Origin of the sequence: Vibrio sp. SALL6 (genome assembly GCF_002002385.1) — a bacterium.
GTDB lineage: Bacteria > Pseudomonadota > Gammaproteobacteria > Enterobacterales > Vibrionaceae > Vibrio > Vibrio parahaemolyticus.
Genome location: NZ_MQVK01000007.1, coordinates 19,489 through 35,380, shown reverse-complemented (window position 1 = coordinate 35,380; position 15,892 = coordinate 19,489). Strand labels below are relative to the sequence as shown.

General features: G+C 45.9%; 19 protein-coding genes. 5 read left to right on the top strand and 14 right to left on the bottom strand.

Annotation, left to right across the window (positions count from 1 at the left end; all coding sequences use genetic code 11):
- Window positions 1-11: 11 nt before the first annotated feature.
- From ftsX to ftsY, 3 genes are read right to left on the bottom strand one after another with little or no spacing between them, the layout of a single operon-like run.
- Window positions 12-980: a permease-like cell division protein FtsX gene (gene ftsX / locus BIW15_RS04200; protein WP_005481956.1), complete on the bottom strand. Its 969-nt coding sequence runs from the start codon at window positions 978-980 to the stop codon at window positions 12-14.
- On the bottom strand, window positions 970-1,644 hold the full coding sequence (gene ftsE, locus BIW15_RS04195; RefSeq protein WP_005481953.1) for a cell division ATP-binding protein FtsE: 675 nt from the start codon (window positions 1,642-1,644) through the stop codon (window positions 970-972). The genes ftsX and ftsE overlap by 11 nt, the downstream gene beginning before the upstream one ends.
- Before the next feature lie 22 nt (window positions 1,645-1,666).
- Window positions 1,667-2,902, bottom strand: coding sequence for a signal recognition particle-docking protein FtsY (gene ftsY / locus BIW15_RS04190; protein ID WP_005484141.1), 1,236 nt, complete (start codon window positions 2,900-2,902; stop codon window positions 1,667-1,669).
- 223 nt (window positions 2,903-3,125) lie between these two features.
- Between ftsY and rsmD the strand changes: the two genes are divergently transcribed.
- Window positions 3,126-3,725, top strand: coding sequence for a 16S rRNA (guanine(966)-N(2))-methyltransferase RsmD (gene rsmD / locus BIW15_RS04185; RefSeq protein WP_005455148.1), 600 nt, complete (start codon window positions 3,126-3,128; stop codon window positions 3,723-3,725).
- Between the two features lie 25 nt (window positions 3,726-3,750).
- Window positions 3,751-4,017: a DUF1145 domain-containing protein gene (locus BIW15_RS04180; RefSeq protein ID WP_005496405.1), complete on the top strand. Its 267-nt coding sequence runs from the start codon at window positions 3,751-3,753 to the stop codon at window positions 4,015-4,017.
- 53 nt (window positions 4,018-4,070) lie between these two features.
- Here BIW15_RS04180 and BIW15_RS04175 read toward each other — a convergent pair whose 3' ends face one another.
- The 4 genes from BIW15_RS04175 to BIW15_RS04150 form a co-directional block, all read right to left on the bottom strand.
- Window positions 4,071-4,655, bottom strand: a complete 585-nt coding sequence (locus BIW15_RS04175) for a YhgN family NAAT transporter (protein ID WP_005455144.1) — start codon at window positions 4,653-4,655, stop codon at window positions 4,071-4,073.
- Between the two features lie 118 nt (window positions 4,656-4,773).
- Window positions 4,774-4,995: a YecH family metal-binding protein gene (locus tag BIW15_RS04170; protein WP_025632157.1), complete on the bottom strand. Its 222-nt coding sequence runs from the start codon at window positions 4,993-4,995 to the stop codon at window positions 4,774-4,776.
- A 69-nt stretch (window positions 4,996-5,064) separates the two neighbouring features.
- Window positions 5,065-5,685: a lysoplasmalogenase gene (locus BIW15_RS04165; RefSeq protein ID WP_005481960.1), complete on the bottom strand. Its 621-nt coding sequence runs from the start codon at window positions 5,683-5,685 to the stop codon at window positions 5,065-5,067.
- Between the two features lie 976 nt (window positions 5,686-6,661).
- Window positions 6,662-7,030 carry a hypothetical protein gene (locus BIW15_RS04150; RefSeq protein WP_005489749.1) on the bottom strand — a complete coding sequence of 123 codons (369 nt, stop codon included), beginning with the start codon at window positions 7,028-7,030 and terminating at the stop codon, window positions 6,662-6,664.
- A 241-nt stretch (window positions 7,031-7,271) separates the two neighbouring features.
- Here BIW15_RS04150 and BIW15_RS04145 point away from each other — a divergent pair, with 241 nt between their 5' ends.
- Entirely contained in the window at window positions 7,272-7,601 is a 330-nt protein-coding gene (locus BIW15_RS04145) for a DUF2500 domain-containing protein (protein WP_023583986.1), read from the top strand.
- Between the two features lies 1 nt (window position 7,602).
- Here BIW15_RS04145 and BIW15_RS04140 read toward each other — a convergent pair whose 3' ends face one another.
- Complete coding sequence (locus tag BIW15_RS04140) at window positions 7,603-8,616, bottom strand: acyltransferase (RefSeq protein ID WP_005489757.1); 1,014 nt, start codon at window positions 8,614-8,616, stop codon at window positions 7,603-7,605.
- Between the two features lie 251 nt (window positions 8,617-8,867).
- On the opposite strand from BIW15_RS04140, the gene BIW15_RS04135 reads away from it, so the two are divergent.
- Entirely contained in the window at window positions 8,868-9,248 is a 381-nt protein-coding gene (locus tag BIW15_RS04135) for a cystatin domain-containing protein (RefSeq protein WP_021449829.1), read from the top strand.
- Between the two features lie 80 nt (window positions 9,249-9,328).
- Here BIW15_RS04135 and arsJ read toward each other — a convergent pair whose 3' ends face one another.
- The 6 genes from arsJ to rhtB all read right to left on the bottom strand — a co-directional run bounded on the left by arsJ (window position 9,329) and on the right by rhtB (window position 14,661).
- Complete coding sequence (arsJ, locus tag BIW15_RS04130) at window positions 9,329-10,546, bottom strand: organoarsenical effux MFS transporter ArsJ (protein ID WP_025795796.1); 1,218 nt, start codon at window positions 10,544-10,546, stop codon at window positions 9,329-9,331.
- Between the two features lie 256 nt (window positions 10,547-10,802).
- Window positions 10,803-11,297 carry a cyclin-dependent kinase inhibitor 3 family protein gene (locus tag BIW15_RS04125; protein WP_045588365.1) on the bottom strand — a complete coding sequence of 165 codons (495 nt, stop codon included), beginning with the start codon at window positions 11,295-11,297 and terminating at the stop codon, window positions 10,803-10,805.
- 12 nt (window positions 11,298-11,309) lie between these two features.
- Window positions 11,310-12,311, bottom strand: coding sequence for an ArsJ-associated glyceraldehyde-3-phosphate dehydrogenase (locus tag BIW15_RS04120; protein WP_077280623.1), 1,002 nt, complete (start codon window positions 12,309-12,311; stop codon window positions 11,310-11,312).
- 42 nt (window positions 12,312-12,353) lie between these two features.
- Window positions 12,354-12,689 (bottom strand): metalloregulator ArsR/SmtB family transcription factor, encoded by a 336-nt coding sequence (locus tag BIW15_RS04115; RefSeq protein WP_005478993.1) that lies wholly within the window; start codon window positions 12,687-12,689, stop codon window positions 12,354-12,356.
- 106 nt (window positions 12,690-12,795) lie between these two features.
- Window positions 12,796-14,019 carry an EAL and HDOD domain-containing protein gene (locus tag BIW15_RS04110; RefSeq protein ID WP_005459079.1) on the bottom strand — a complete coding sequence of 408 codons (1,224 nt, stop codon included), beginning with the start codon at window positions 14,017-14,019 and terminating at the stop codon, window positions 12,796-12,798.
- 24 nt (window positions 14,020-14,043) lie between these two features.
- Window positions 14,044-14,661: a homoserine/homoserine lactone efflux protein gene (rhtB, locus tag BIW15_RS04105; RefSeq protein WP_005459098.1), complete on the bottom strand. Its 618-nt coding sequence runs from the start codon at window positions 14,659-14,661 to the stop codon at window positions 14,044-14,046.
- Window positions 14,662-14,726: 65 nt separating this feature from the next.
- On the opposite strand from rhtB, the gene BIW15_RS04100 reads away from it, so the two are divergent.
- Window positions 14,727-15,737 carry an alpha/beta fold hydrolase gene (locus BIW15_RS04100; RefSeq protein WP_005459120.1) on the top strand — a complete coding sequence of 337 codons (1,011 nt, stop codon included), beginning with the start codon at window positions 14,727-14,729 and terminating at the stop codon, window positions 15,735-15,737.
- Window positions 15,738-15,892: the final 155 nt, after the last annotated feature.

Sequence of the window (15,892 nt, the reverse complement as noted above, 5' to 3'; positions counted from 1 at the left end):
ACCTTCATCACTTAAACTGGTTCAATTTCTTTTAAGTGACGCTGCGCTGAAATGCGCGCGGCAATACAACCTAAAAGGCTACCGGTGATAATCAGCAGCAAAGATTCATCCCAACTTAGGCCAATCAAACGGAATTGGCTGTCGTACAACGCGGCAAGATCTTCTACGGCGCTGTTCATCACAATGGTCACTAACGCCGTGACAAACCACGCAATGACAGCACCTAATACACCAAACCACATACCTGTGTACAGGTACGGACGCAAAATGAAGCCGTCGGTCGCACCGATAAGCTTCATGGTTTGAATCTCTTCTTTATTCGCCAGTACATTAAAACGTAATGTGTTACCAACGATTAAAAATACCGCACCCAACATCAGGATTGTCAGAGTCACGACAATAATGCCTGCTAGGGTTTTGATGGCATTTAAGCGCGCAAGCCAGTCTTCATCTAGCCTAACATCGGTCACATCTTGTTGTTGACCTACTTCTTTTGCTAGGGCTTGAATGTCTGTTTTGATATCAGATTCAGGCGTAATCACCAACACGCCCGGTAACGCATAACCGCTTAGCAAGCTCAGTGCTTGGTCAAAACCCGCGTACTGGCTTAAATCGGCCAAACCTTGCTGTGGAGAAATATATTCCACTTCTTTTACAAGAGGCCAAGTTTCAATTTGATCTTTGAGAACCATCACACGCGCATCCGGCATGCCTTCCACTAAGTAAGCACTAACTTGCGAGGGAGATGCCACATCTTCGGCAGCGCCTGCCACGTTTTTGCCCAATAGATACAAACAAGCTGGCATGGCAAGTGCCATGGAGATCACCGCTAGAGTCAGAATGTTGCCTAGTGGTCGTTGCCATAAGGCGCTAAAAGAGGATTTTGCTTGTTTTGCATGGACAGAGAAAAAACCATCGGTATTTGCACGCTTGGCACTGCGGCCTTTCCCTTTCTTTTGGGAGTGCTTGTTACCTGCCATAGTCTTCTACCTCACTTAGGAAGCCTTGGTTCAATTCAAAATGACGATATTGTGGGCGAGTGTTTACTAACCCAACATCGTGCGTGGCAAGTAGGATGGTCACGCCCGCACGGTTAAATTCTTCGAATAAACGCAACACACGGTTGGATAATTCTGGGTCAAGGTTACCCGTTGGCTCATCTGCCACTAATAACGTTGGTCGGTTTACCACTGCACGGGCAATACCAACGCGTTGTTGTTCACCACCAGAGAGCTGGCTCGGCAAACAACGGGCTTTATCGAGTAAGCCCGTTTTGTCTAACGCCGCAGAAACGCGACGCTTAATTTCAGTTTCGGAAATCGATTCAATACGCATCGGCAGTGCGACGTTATCGTACACACTGCGGTCCATTAAGAGACGGTGGTCTTGAAAGACAATCCCAATATTGCGGCGCAAAAATGGAATGTCTTTGCTTGGAATGCGCGTGATGTCGTGACCATTGAAATGGATTTTGCCATCGGTCGGACGCTCTATCGCACATATCAATTTCAACAAGGTACTTTTACCGGCGCCGGAGTGCCCGCCTAAAAACGCCATTTCTCCGCGCCTCAGGTGAAAATCGACTTTTTGTAGTGCTTGTCGACCACCTCGGTAAGCTTTACTCACTTGTTGAAATTTGATCACCGTTGATTTCCTCTAACTTCAATTACTCTTCACGGCTAAACAAAGCGTCGATAAACTCTTGAGTTTCAAAAGGACGCAAGTCTTCAATGCCTTCGCCAACACCAATGTAGCGAATTGGAATACTAAACTGATCAGCGATAGCGAAAATAACGCCGCCTTTCGCTGTACCATCCAGCTTAGTCAATGTAATCCCGGTTAGAGGAGCTACATCACTGAAAAGTTTCGCTTGGCTAATCGCATTTTGGCCAGTACCTGCATCCAGCGTCAGCATGATTTCATGTGGTGCAGAATCATCAATTTTCTTCATCACACGTACAATCTTGCGTAGCTCTTCCATTAGGTTGGCTTTGTTTTGTAGACGACCCGCCGTATCGGCGATAACCACATCGACGCCACGCGCTTTTGCCGCTTCAATCGCATCGTAGATAACCGATGCGCTGTCTGCGCCAGTATGCTGCGCGATCACAGGAACATTGTTACGCTCGCCCCACACTTGCAGCTGCTCAACTGCAGCCGCTCGGAAAGTATCGCCAGCCGCTAACATCACTTTCTTGCCTTGGCTTTGGAACTGCTTCGCAAGTTTACCGATGGTGGTGGTTTTACCCACACCATTCACACCAACCATCAAGATGACGTAAGGTGTTTTGCTGCTGTCGATCTCTAGAGGCTGTTCTACTTTAGATAGAATCTCCGCCATTTCTTCTTTCAGCAGACCATAAAGGGCTTCGCCATCTTTCAGATCACCTCGAGAGGCTTTTTCTGTCAGGTTGTTGATGATTTTTGTGGTGGTGTCCATGCCCACATCGGCAATGAGCAGTTGCTCTTCTAGCTCTTCAAATAGGTCGTCATCGATTTTTTTACCGCTGAACAGGCCAAAGAAACCAGCACCGATGTTTGCTTTTGTACGGCTAAGGCTGCGCTTAAGGCGAGCGAAGAAGCTTTCTGTCGGCTTTTCTTGCTCTTGAATACGAGGCGCAACCGGTACTTGTGGCTCTTCTGCTTCTGCTTCTGCTTCTGCTTCTGCTTCTGCTTCTGCTTCTGCTTCTGCTTCTGCTGGGGCAGCCTCAGCTTTTTCTGGCTCTTGTTCAAGCTCTTGAGTTTGTTGCGCTTGCTCAGCAACCTCTTCGGTTTGCTGTTCTTCAGAAGGCGCTTCCACTGCTTCTTCTGTTACTGTTTCTTCAGTTTTTGGTTTTGGGCTTTGTTCTTCGTCACCAAAACCTAGCCACGAAAGTAATCCGCGCTTCTTTTTTTCCGTCATCTGGGGCTATCCTAGATTGTCTTTATATCTATTAATGACTCTTTTTTGACAAGATTATTATCTGTCTAAAAAAGGCTAATGACAAAGTTGTGAAAACTTTCCAATTAGGTGATTCTAATCTTATTAGTGTTACACTCTGTCATCTTGAATTTTCTGGGCTGTATCCAAGCTCAAAGCTTGGGCGATTGGGTATAGTATCACTTTATTAGCGGTCAAAAAATCTATGGTAAGACGTCGCCAGCAAAACACATCACAAAAAAAGCCAACAACGGGCTTTGTTCGCATTATTAGTGGTTTATGGAGAGGCAGAAAACTCCCTGTCCATGACGCTGAAGGTTTGCGTCCAACCACTGACCGCGTGAAAGAAACCCTGTTTAACTGGTTAGCACAAGATGTGCCGCAAGCAAAATGCCTCGATTTATTTGCTGGCTCTGGTGGTTTGGGTTTTGAATCGGCTTCACGCCAAGCAGAACTCGTGACCATGATTGAGCTCAACCCGCAAGCTTTTCAGCAGTTACAAAAAAACGTCGCATCATTGAAAGCCACTAATATCCAAGTGGTGAACACCGATGCCTTGAGCTTTCTGAAACAACCAGGCACACCACATCATGTGGTTTTCATCGATCCACCTTTCCGTAAGGGACTATTGGATGAAACCGTGACCTTGCTAGAGCAAAACGGTTGGCTTGCAGAAGACGCAATGATTTATATTGAAACGGAAAAAGAGCTGAGCATTGCTGGGCTTCCGGAAAATTGGCACCTGCACAGAGAAAAAACCGCAGGCCAAGTCAGTTACCGTCTGTATGAACGTACCTCAGCCTAACGCCTCGATTTAAAAGGACACTAAAATGAAAGCACTACTTATCCTAGCTAAAGCGGCGATTGCCTTTGTTTGGCTGGTTTTGATTCTGAATATTGTGATGCCATTTCCAGGTAATGCTGCGATTGCGTTGTACATCATGACAGCCTTCTTGTTCATCATGCACGGTTTGCAAATGGCAATCTTCATTGGTGCATTTGGCGATAAGATTCAGATGAGCAGTTGGGAAAAGTATTCCATCTTGATTTTTGGTATTTTTGCCCTGCTCGACATTCGTCGTAAACACATGATGTAAACATCGTTATAAAGAAAAGCCGCTCACTGGAGCGGCTTTTTGTTGTCTTTGATTTATCCCAAATAGCTTTTCACACCATCTAGGAACATCTGGGTGGAAATCATCACCAATAACAAGCCCATCAAGCGTTCCACCGCTTTCAGACCGCGTTCGCCCAACAGACGATTGAAAAAGCCATAGAACATCAAAATAAAGAAGGTCGCGCCCCACGCAATCACCACCGACGCTGAGAGTTCGACCAGTTTGTCGGGATGCTGGGAAGAAAGCAGAAGCAACGCGGCAATCACTGATGGGCCGGCAATCATTGGAATCGCCATCGGCACAATAAACGGCTCTTCACCCGCCGCTAACCCGGTGATGCTCCCTGCACTTGGGAAAATCATCTTAATTGCGATGATAAATAAGATGATGCCACCAGAGATACTCAAGGTTTCCGGCTGTACGTGCAAAAAGCTCAGGATGCTTTGTCCGGCGAACAAGAACAACATCAAAATCAATAAGGCAAAAATCAGCTCGCGGATGAGCACCTTACGACGACGTTTGGGATCGATGTGTTTAAGAATGGACAACACAATGGGCAAATTGCCAAGAGGGTCCATGATAAGAAACAGCATGGTCGCTGCAGAAAGAATATCCATGTTCTGGCCTCGACGAAAAAATGGCGACCAGTGTATAGTAAGGAGATTGTGCGAGTATACGGCTAAGGGCGAAATCAGATAATTCGCCCTCGATTACCGAAACAACCTCAGACGCCGCTTAATGGTTGCAAATACGCGCCATGTTGACGACGAACTTGCCTTCGAGTTCGCGAACCTTATCGCGCTGTAATAAAAAGGTTAGCAATGCATCTAAGTCTAGATCATTCAACTTACAGGTATGAAAGCGTACGTCTGCGCCAAAATGTTGTGCGAGCTCGTCGCGGCTCATTGAGGTTTCACGTAGTAGGTTTAGTAAGTTGTGAGCATGAATGTCGCTCATCATTAACTCCAGTTAGCAAATAGAACCCGACCAGTGTACTGAAATCGTCGAGCACTGCTTTGACTTACGTTAGTAAATGATAGAAGCAACAATGAGTGCATGAGCAAGAAAGTAGCTACCACTTACCCAAACATACGCGCGCTTCATTGGTTTACGGAATCCGTGTATGGCGTAAGCGAGCGCGGAATACGTCATGATGACGGTGCCACTAAAGCCAATGGCATTCGCGTAGCTAGGCGTTTGTAGCCAAACCTCACCGGCTGCCCAAGCGAGCTGCACTAGCATTATGCCCATAGTCACAACGGGAAAAACGAGCGAATCTAACTGCGGTAAAAGAAGGAAAAACGCCACGATACTGGCGGCAAGCAACAAAGCCAGCAACCACCACACGATATCGCCATTGAGCTGAACCCAAAAAGATTTGCTGTAGCACACTTGCGCTGCGAGATAGGCAGCAAAATAGATAAGCTTGCGAGTTTTAAACGAATGCAGCGTATCGGCGAACATAGAAACCACCAACCCACCAGCAATCCAGTAGCTGTGATCGGCCGACGGCCCTTGGGTTAGCACCAAAATAAGAAGAAGTAATAGCGTAAAGATTTTAAACACTAAGGATTGTGTCGGGTTCGCTTGCTTTGCACCCAACACGGAATACATACCTGATAACCCTATCGCCAGCCAACTCCACATGCCGTACATACCTTTTACTTAAACTCGCCGCTAGTCTAGGTAGACCAGTTTTGATGTAAAGACACAATCTACGAAAGTTGGATCTCGCTAGCGATTCGAAACATTTTGTAACCCTCTCTAGCGCTAGCAAAAATAATGTGGATTGGAATTCGTAGTTAGTGTTCACACGATTTCATAGTGTGTGTAAAAAAGCCAACTTGTGTGTATGACCATCAACACGGACAAACATCAACCACAAAAAGTCTGGTTACCCCTATTCATCCTGATATGGAAAAGAATGCCATGATAAGCCTATCTAAACATCACTCTCCAAGTAGATTTGTTTGTATTAAAAATATCATTAAAACAACGTAACCTAATGATAAATAAAAATACATTAACGTTAATGAGGGCAAAAACACTATTAGCCGCTCCACGACCCACCAATTATACTTCCTTGCCAGATTTTCTCATCAGATAAGAAATTCTTGCACCATCCTAGAGCCTTCATTAACCACCGCCATAGCACAACACTCACTTTTCTCAACTTTTGAGAAATACAGACAAAATACCAAATCAACCATCAATCTGAGACAAAAAACAATATAACAGCCACTTATTAACCATTTATAACACATTAAAATCAATAACTTAAAACAAAAAAGTATAATTAAGACCCAAAGCGAACACTTTGAATACAGCCCAAAAAACACTGTTTTATTGGTCAATTTAAAGTAAAAACAGCCAAGTTAAGTATGAGTTTTGAAAAGTTTTCTACAGATACGTTGATCAACAGCCAAAAACAGTGCTATATTTATCCCATCGAGTTCATCAAAGATTTAAGGGGTAGTGTTATGATTTCATCTTCTCAAAAACAAGGGCTGGTTATGATTGCAGTGGTTGTGGGTTTAATGACACTGCCAATGATGTACTAAGTCACTGATTAAAAATAAAAAAGGACGCTTTCGCGTCCTTTTTTATTTCTCAATTTTTAGGTTTACTGTATGTGCTCTGACAAGATGTCCCAATGCATGTAGTAAAAACCGAGTGCAGCGAGTGTGATTAGCGCCATTAGCAAAATAGCGGTTCGCCAAATAAAACGGGAGCTTCTTGGCGTTAACTCTTTTTCACAGTCATCACACGCTGCCATGAAACCTTTTCGATCATCCAGCTTATAGTTGTCCTCATGCACGACTTTATTACGCACAGTGGCGATAAAACGCAATTTCGCGATCACATCATGAGGTAAGCGCTCTTCACAACTGCTGATAAGTTGGTGCAACCCTTTCCCTTCTGCGTGATATTGAGTACGCAAAAGCTTTTCGATCGTTCGGGTACGCATGACTACTTTTTCGATATCTGACATCGTAACCCTCCTTTACTGACCTTCCCTTCGTTAGTCATTTCATTCTTCTATAAATTTAGAGCTTTTTCGAGCGGTTAAGTGCAATTTTCCTTTCAAATTGTGCCCTTGCACGCATATAAACTGTGAAGTCCGCCGAATAAAATCTACACCCCTTTTATTAGATCACGAATAGTTTATCTCAACTCATAGTTTAATCAGGGAGTTCTGTAGAATAAGGCCCAATGAAACATTGGAGGTTATCATGCCAATCTCACTTATCTTGGCCACTTTTGCCCTCATCGCTCTTGGCGCATGGGTGTTCTTTCGTTTCTACAGCAAACATTACGTTGGTGAAGATGCGCCAGAACAAAGTGTTCAAGTCACGATTTTAGACAAACAAGCGATCGATGTGCCGGATGCGCAGCCGGGACAGGACGACCAAGAATATTGGATTTATGTGCAACGTGGCCCAATCGGCCCGAAACGAGAATTCCAAATTGGTGTGCACTATTACCACGCGCTTAATCCAGGTGATAAAGGCACCCTGACCTACTGCGGCGACAAATTCCTACATTTCGCAATCAAACGCTAACTTACGGCAGCAACCAACGAGTCTTGGCTGATTTCGAGAACAAATAACTCATCGCCAAGGCTCCCGCCCCACTTAACACAATCCACACAGGGATCACCCATCCCGGATGACCGGTATACCAACCGAACTCTTTCATCGGCCATAAAAAGATTGGGTGAAGTAAGTAAATGCCCAAGCTGTGCTGGCTGATAAAACTCACCACTTTCTGCACGTTCTTCGGCAACCCTTCCCCAAAATACCGACACAGCATAAAAATCATCGATGCCGCCAAAATCACGTTCAATGTTTTGTATGACAACCAACGCCCCACGGTGTATTTCTCTGCTTCTAAACTGTTGGTCACCACCATGGTGAATGTTACGGCTAACGCCACCAATCCAAACCCAGTGAACAACGTCACCATAGAACGATTTAGTGGCACTTTTTGAAACAGCACATAGCCCAAAGGCAGATAGCCCATATAGAGCCACATTTGGTTACTCCATGGCCCATCAATCTTGAACAGGAATAACGTGCTAGTGAACATCCAAAAAGCCAGATAGGTATAGAGGACATTGTCATCAACATTACGTGCCATCCATTGGAATAGAGGAATCACGAAATACAGTGGAATAAAGTAATAGAAGAAGCCTAAATGGTAATAGGTGGCATGAAACGGACTATTACTCAGCACTTCTTTGACGGTTTCAAAATCGAACCCTTGTGCCGTCCAACCCGATAGATACGCGTAGAACGTCGACCAAATTAGAAAAGGCACCAACACCTTCCCCAAACGCCGCTTCACGTAATACTTGCCATCAAAAGGACGTGTATCACTGAGCATCAGAGCGCCCGTAATCAAAATAAATACCGGCACCGCCCATCGGGTCACGCTGTTCACTCCAACGGCGGTGAGCCATTGGTCCATTGGGATCACGCCCAACTCGTTTCGATAAGGCGCCAAGACATGAATAGCGATCACAGCCACTGCGGCGACGCAGCGCAATAAATCAAAAAACAGAACCCTTTCTCTCATATCCTTTCCTACCTTGGATCGCTTATCGTTTATAGCATAGGGCAATTTTCACTCAATTAAATAGTTAACAATCTGTTTTTGCTTATTTTTAACCCAACAATGACCTGTTAATTGTATTTAACCGATAAATACTGCTGAACAGAATCAATTGAAACAAAGCGATATGTGACCAACACTTTCTTGAATATGAAACAGATATAATTCACAGAACCCCCTAGGATACTGAGCACATTACAAAGAAAGGTCTTGTTATGAAGAAAACATTATTGGCGTCACTCGTATGTGTAGTGGCTTTAGCTGGATGTAATCAAAAGGAAGAGACCGTGGCACCTGCCCAATCGCAACCGGAAGCGAACCCAATCTGTAACTTAGAAAAACTGCCCGGCGGATGGTCACAAAGTGACATGACCGATGAAGCGCAACCATTGCTTGATGTGGTACTCGCGCAAATGAACACTTCCGCTAAGTTAAAGCAAATCCTCAGTGTTCGCACTCAGGTGGTAAGCGGCATGAATTACGCGATTGAATTTGAAATGGATAATGGCGAAATCTGGAATACGATTGTCTACCGCTCGTTAGACGACGAAATCAAGATGACGCAACCTGCAAAACTTGGACGCTTCTGCTCATAATATGCAGACATAAAAAATGGCTCCCGATTGGAGCCATTTTTATTCACGATGTTCTGTTCAACCCATCACATTCATCAGAACTAAGCCGTGGCGATATTAGCTTTGGGTAACTTAATCGAAATCAACGTTGTCAGCGCCAAGAAAGCGAAAGAGACCCACAAACACGCCGCTAGTCCTGCTTCTTGGTAAATCCACCCCGACAACACCGTGCCAATCAAACGTCCCATGGCGTTGGCCATGTAGTAAAAACCGACATCCAACGAGACGCCGTCGCCTTTGGCATAGCTCACAATCAAATACGAATGCAGCGAAGAGTTAATGGCAAAGACCGCACCAAAAATCATCAGCCCAACCACAATCACGATTTCCGGCTGCCAACCAATTTGTACTCCGTAAGCAATCCCGCCCGTGATTAAGGCAAGAACCCCCGCCCACACTAATGCCGCACTTCCATCAGGCACGCGACCCTGCGCTTTACCCGTAATGCGCGGCGCAAAACCTTGCACAAAGCCATACGCGATCACCCATGATGCTAAAAAGCCACCAACCCACAAGTGATCCCAGCCAAATACGCTGCCGAGATAAACCGGCAAAGCCACCACAAACCAGACATCCCGCGCACCAAACAGGAACATGCGCGCTGCGGACAAGATGTTGACCGATTCAGACTTAGAAAAGATGTGGCTAAACTTAGGCTTATTTTTCGCTTTGCCCATGTCGGCTTCTAGCCAGATCATGCTGAAAATGAACACTACCGCGAGCACACTCGCCATAATAAACATCGAGTTTTGGAAACCCACCCAAGACAACAACAAGCCACCGACAAAGAAACCCGCCCCTTTGAGTGCGTTCTTCGAGCCCGTCAAAATCGCCACCCATTTGTAAAGCGCGCCTTGCTGCTCATCTGGTACTAGCGTCTTAATCGCACTCTTTGCACTCATCTTGTTGAGGTCTTTAGCGATGCCAGACAAAGCTTGCGCAGCCATCACCCAAGGAATCGTCAGCCAAGCGTTGGGCACTGCCAACATTAACAACGCAAACACTTGCATCGCTAGGCCAATATTCATGGTTTTGTTCAGGCCTAACCGGGCCCCTAACCAACCACCAATCAGATTGGTCACCACGCCAAAAAATTCATAGAAAAGAAAGAGCGAGGCAATGGCTAACGTGGAATAACCCAAGTCGTGAAAATAGAGCACCACCAGCATACGCAGCGCTCCGTCGGTTACGGTAAAGTTCCAATAGTTAAACGTCACTAGCATGTACTGACGAATACTTTTGCTCAATTGAGAAATCATATTGACCTCTTATGTACAGCGATAGACGCATTTAGATCATCATGTTCTAAATACTGATTAACCTGTACACCAGCCATAAGGCGATACAACCTTAGTTCAAGTTTACAAACACGCTGGCATTTATAATTTAAAATTAATAATCAATAAAAACAAAAGTTTAAATTACCACCTTCCGTTTTATTACTGAGCTATATTCCATTATAAAAACCAGACAATAGCTTTTGGATCATGATGTTCCAAAAGCTATTTAAGCTGATCACGCGTCTTTTGCCACCCGTTCGATGTACTCAAGCTGCACTGGTTTGGTAAACGCGCCTGGGCGCAGTGCCTGAACTTCTCGCACGATATCGTCCAGCGTCCATTCTTTTTCTAGCAGTAAGTGAGCTGCGAATAAACCAGTGCGACCCGAGCCGCCCATGCAGTGCATCGCGACTTTGCCATCTTGAGCAAGAATCGCATGCAGTTCAGGGCTAGCTTGTTGCCACTTCATCGCGAAATCCTCACTGGGTGCGCAATCATCTTCAATCTCGATCTGGAACCATTTCATACCCAGTTGTTGGGTAACTTCACCCAAATCCGCGACGTCTTTCGATGCTAGCTCAGCATTGTCCAATGCCGTAACCACGGCTTGAACACCCTGCTCTTTTAATTGCTGTAAAGACGTTTGCAAATCGACGTCTTTCGTACCCGGGCACGGTGTTAAAACTAATGCACCAGAGTCCAAATCTAATTGCCATGTAGGATGAGACATTGTGAACTCCTATTAAGCCAAACCAACTTTACGAACCAATTCTGCGGTGCGCGTTGCGTAACCCATTTCATTGTCGTACCACGCGTAAATCTTCACCATGCGAGAACCAACGACCATTGTTGAGAGTGCATCAACGATGGTTGAGCGTTGATCGCCTTTGTAATCGATCGACACCAACGGACGCTCTTCAAAGCCAAGAATGCCTTTTAGCTCACCTTCTGACGCTTCTTTCAGCAAAGCATTCACTTCTTCTGCGGTGGTATCGCGTTTCACATCGAAGATGATGTCTGTCAGTGACGCATTCGCCAACGGGACACGCACTGCGTGGCCGTTAATCTTGCCTTTTAAATCAGGGAAAATTTCCACAATCGCAGTCGCACTGCCCGTGGTGGTCGGGATAAGACTCATGCCACACGCACGGGCACGACGCAGATCTTTGTGCGGTGAATCCAAAATGGTTTGCGTATTGGTCAAATCATGAATCGTCGTGAAAGAGGATTGCTCAATGCCCAATTTCTCATGAATGACTTTTACTACTGGTGCGATGCAGTTGGTCGTGCACGAAGCCGCTGTCACGATACGATGTTTGTCAGGATCGAAAATGTGGTCGTTCACGCCAACAACGATGTTCGCAATACCTTCTTCTTTCACTGGTGCGCTAACCACCACTCGCTTCACGCCCTGATCGAGATATTGGTCAAGGTACGATGTTTTGCGGTGCACGCCTGTCGCTTCAATCACAACATCACAACCAGACCAATTCACTGCATCGATGTCGCGATGCTGTGTCGTCGCGATGCGCTTGCCATTGATGACGAGTTCATTTCCCTCAACCTGCACTTCATGGTGCCAACGGCCTTGAACAGAGTCGAACTCCAATAAGTGGCCCAACGTTGCTGCATCGCCCGCCACATCATTGATTTGCACAAATTCCAATTCTGGCCAATCGAATGCCGCGCGCAGCGCCAAACGCCCAATGCGCCCAAACCCGTTAATCCCTACTTTAATCGTCATAGTCTTACCCTTTAATCTTCAACCTTGAATCTTTGTTCGCTGTTAACAGCAAGCCTCACGACTTTTATCGTGCAAGCGTGTAATGTCGTCTTGGTATTCTTGCTTCAAGCAATTCGATGCTACTAAGTCTTCAATCAACTTGCGCATCCATCCTGGCAATTGCTGCGATAACTCGTAGTACACCCATTGTCCCTGACGCTTATCGACTAAAATGCCACTCGATCTTAACTGAGCAAGATGACGAGAAACTTTCGGCTGACTCTCTTGCAATGCAAACGCCAAATCACCTACGCAAATTTCTCCTTCGCGGGCCACCAGCATTAAGCAGCGCACACGAGTCTCGTCAGATAAAAGCTTGAAAAACTGATGTGGAAGCATAGTTAACATACCTATATATGGATATGCGTATATGTTTATTTAATTGTGCCAAGGCGTCAAGAGCCATGCCCTTGCCTTCATAAAAGTTTCATACTAATAGAGAGAATTAGACCGTGACGACGCTTTGGCTCCAGCGAACCGCTTCACTTAACGAGGCTTTGACTTCATCGAATGACAAACCCAACTGACCCGAGAGCTTTTCGACGCCATGCCAATCTGCTCGCTCGTAGCATTCTTCTAGTGAGATCAGCACGCCGTACTCACCCTTACGATGCAGTAATGCTTGCTGCACAGAATCACTCAACGGCAGTTGCTTCACCAAGGCTTCGATCGATAAGTCGAGCATGGCATCTAAGATCGACAATAAGCCGACCATAAAGCCTTGCTCATTGAGATGAGAAAAAGGTTGGTAACGCGACATCAGCTCACAGAACTGGGCACGTTGCAAAGAGAGGTTGTACAACTCACGCGGTTTGTTGCTTGAGATGTAAGACGCCACCACCAAAGAGACAAATTGCTTCAGCTTGTCTTGACCAAGGTAAATCAGCGCCTGACGGAACGAACTGATTTCCACCTCTAATGTGGTGATCTGGGTATTCACAAAACGCAGTAACTTGTACGACAAGGCCACATCTTGCGTAATGATGCTTTCAATGCGGTCAAAATCCGGCTCTGGCGCGCAGACTTCCCGAAACAGTTGTAACGCTAACACCTGCTCCGGACTGACGTATTTGGTTTGCGACACCAATGGCTTGCTAAAAAAGTAGCCTTGAAAGAATTTAAAACCCGCCGCTTTGGCTTGCTCAAACTCTTCTGCGGTTTCGACGCGTTCCGCTAAAAAGTGATATTTGACGCGCTTGGCGAGGTGGGTTTTAACCAGTTCACACGCTTTTTCTAGCCCCATCGCCATGATATCGAGTTTAACGATGTGCACATAAGGTAAGAAGCGACGCCACTCCGGCGTTAAGGTGAAATCATCCAGCGCGATCAAATAACCTTCTCGATATAACTCGCGAATTGCATCGAGAAGATCATCGGTAGGTTGGCAAGTCTCTAAGACTTCTACGACGATTTTGTTTTTTGGCAAGCTGCGAGGCAAACGGCGTACCAAGCTCTGATGAGGAAAGTTGATGAAGCATCGCGAAGACGCAATCACTGGGTTAGTACCCAGTGATAGAAAGTTCTCGACGATTAATCGGTATGTCGCTCGGTTTGATTCGATATGAGCGGGATAGGCGTTGCTTTCTCCATCTCTAAATAACAATTCATAACCCAGCGTCTGTCTTTTACGGTTAAAAATCGGCTGACGAGCGACATACGTTGTATTCATGCGATAGAACTACCTATAAATGGCTTAGGATTTTGCAGCCGCTAATAATGCGCCACAACCCATAAACATTGAACCGAATACTTTGTTAATTTTACCCATGATCTTGTCTGAACGGATAAAGCGTCCCATCTGCGCCGCTAACGTGGTGTAACCCAACATTACGCACGCATCAATTACCACTGTCGTCACCCCTAGCGCCAACAATTGCGTCAGTTGGTCTTTTGCAGGGTCGATAAACTGTGGGAACAACGCCACCAAAAAGACGATCGATTTAGGGTTAGTCAGGTTAATTAAAACGGCTTTATACAATAATGCGCTACCTGACATCTCTTTGTGACTCTCATTGGCAATCAAGCCTGAAGTATCACGCCATTTCTGAATACCCAACCATACAAGGTAAGCCGCGCCTACCCATTTAATGATAGTAAACGCAGTTGCCGATTGTGCCACCAGCGCACCGATGCCAGCGCCAACCAAGGCGATGTGAATCGCGAGCCCGATTTGCAGACCAACAATCGCGCCAAGCGATTTACGCGTGCCGTAACTCAAGCCATTGCTGATTGAGTTAACCGTGCCAGAACCCGGAGCCAAACTAAAAACGATTGCAGTTACCACATAGGCCAACCAAACGTGGGTATCCATTGCATTTCCTCACTAATTCTTCGATGATACATCGCGTCTACAATGTATCTTCAGGTAATCGACTAATGGCTACTAACCATTCACCTTTGACTTATACTCAAGAGACTTTATTTGAGCAAGCAATTGGTGGTCCGATCGCAGCACTTTGGCAAACTCGCCAAGAGGGCTTTGTTAAAGGGACAGAGAAAAAGAAAATCTACTGGTGCAAACTCACCAACCCTGAACACAAAAAAGCCGTGCTGATCGTCAATGGCCGCATCGAATCTTCCTGGAAGTACCAAGAGCTGTTTTACGATCTCTACCGCCAAGGTTACGATGTGTATTCCTTTGACCACCGAGGACAAGGTTTATCAGATCGCCTATTATCTGACTCTGATATGGGTCACGTCTATGACTTTACTGACTATATTGATGATATGGACGTGGTGATCAAACAACACGACCTTAAACAATATCAGCAGTGCTTTATCATCGCGCACTCCATGGGCGGTGCCATCGCGACGCGCTACCTGCAAACCCACCCAGAGCACCCATTCACTGGTTTGATTTTAAGCGCCCCCATGTTTGGCATTAACTTGCCGTGGTACTTATCGCCTATCGCTATCCCAGTGACGCAAATTCTTTCTGCCGTGTCACCACTGCCGCGTTATGCGCCGGGCCACAAGCCGTACTTTCCCAAGCCTTTTGAGGACAATCCTCTCAGCCAAAGCGCAGGCCGCTACCAGTGGTTTCGCAATCTCTATACAGAAAAACCGGAACTGCAAGTCGGCGGACCAAGCACGCGCTGGGTATGGCAAGGACTCATGGCAGCGAAACAGTGCTTTTTGTTAACTCGCCAAGTAAAAGTGCCTGTGCTACTGGTTCAAGCAGGCAATGATCGTATCGTCAGCAATCTCGCGCAAAAACGCTTTATCGAGAAGCTGCGTAAAACCAATCCTCATGCGGCATTGCTTTCTATTGAAGGCGCACAACATGAAATCTTGTTCGAAACAGACCAGTACCGCAATCAAGCGCTCGATGCAATCTTCCGCTTTATGGATGACCCTACTTCGTCGTCAGACGAAAAAATGCAATAAGAGTTGTAGGCGACCACTTCACCGCAATGATTAAAGAGGAAATGTCTCTCAAACGATTTACCCTCTTTTTCATCCTTATTTTGGCGTACACTGCTTGCGTCTGTTTCGCCCACCTCGCACGTTTAACGAGGAAAGCAGGCAGCATTAAGTTCCCC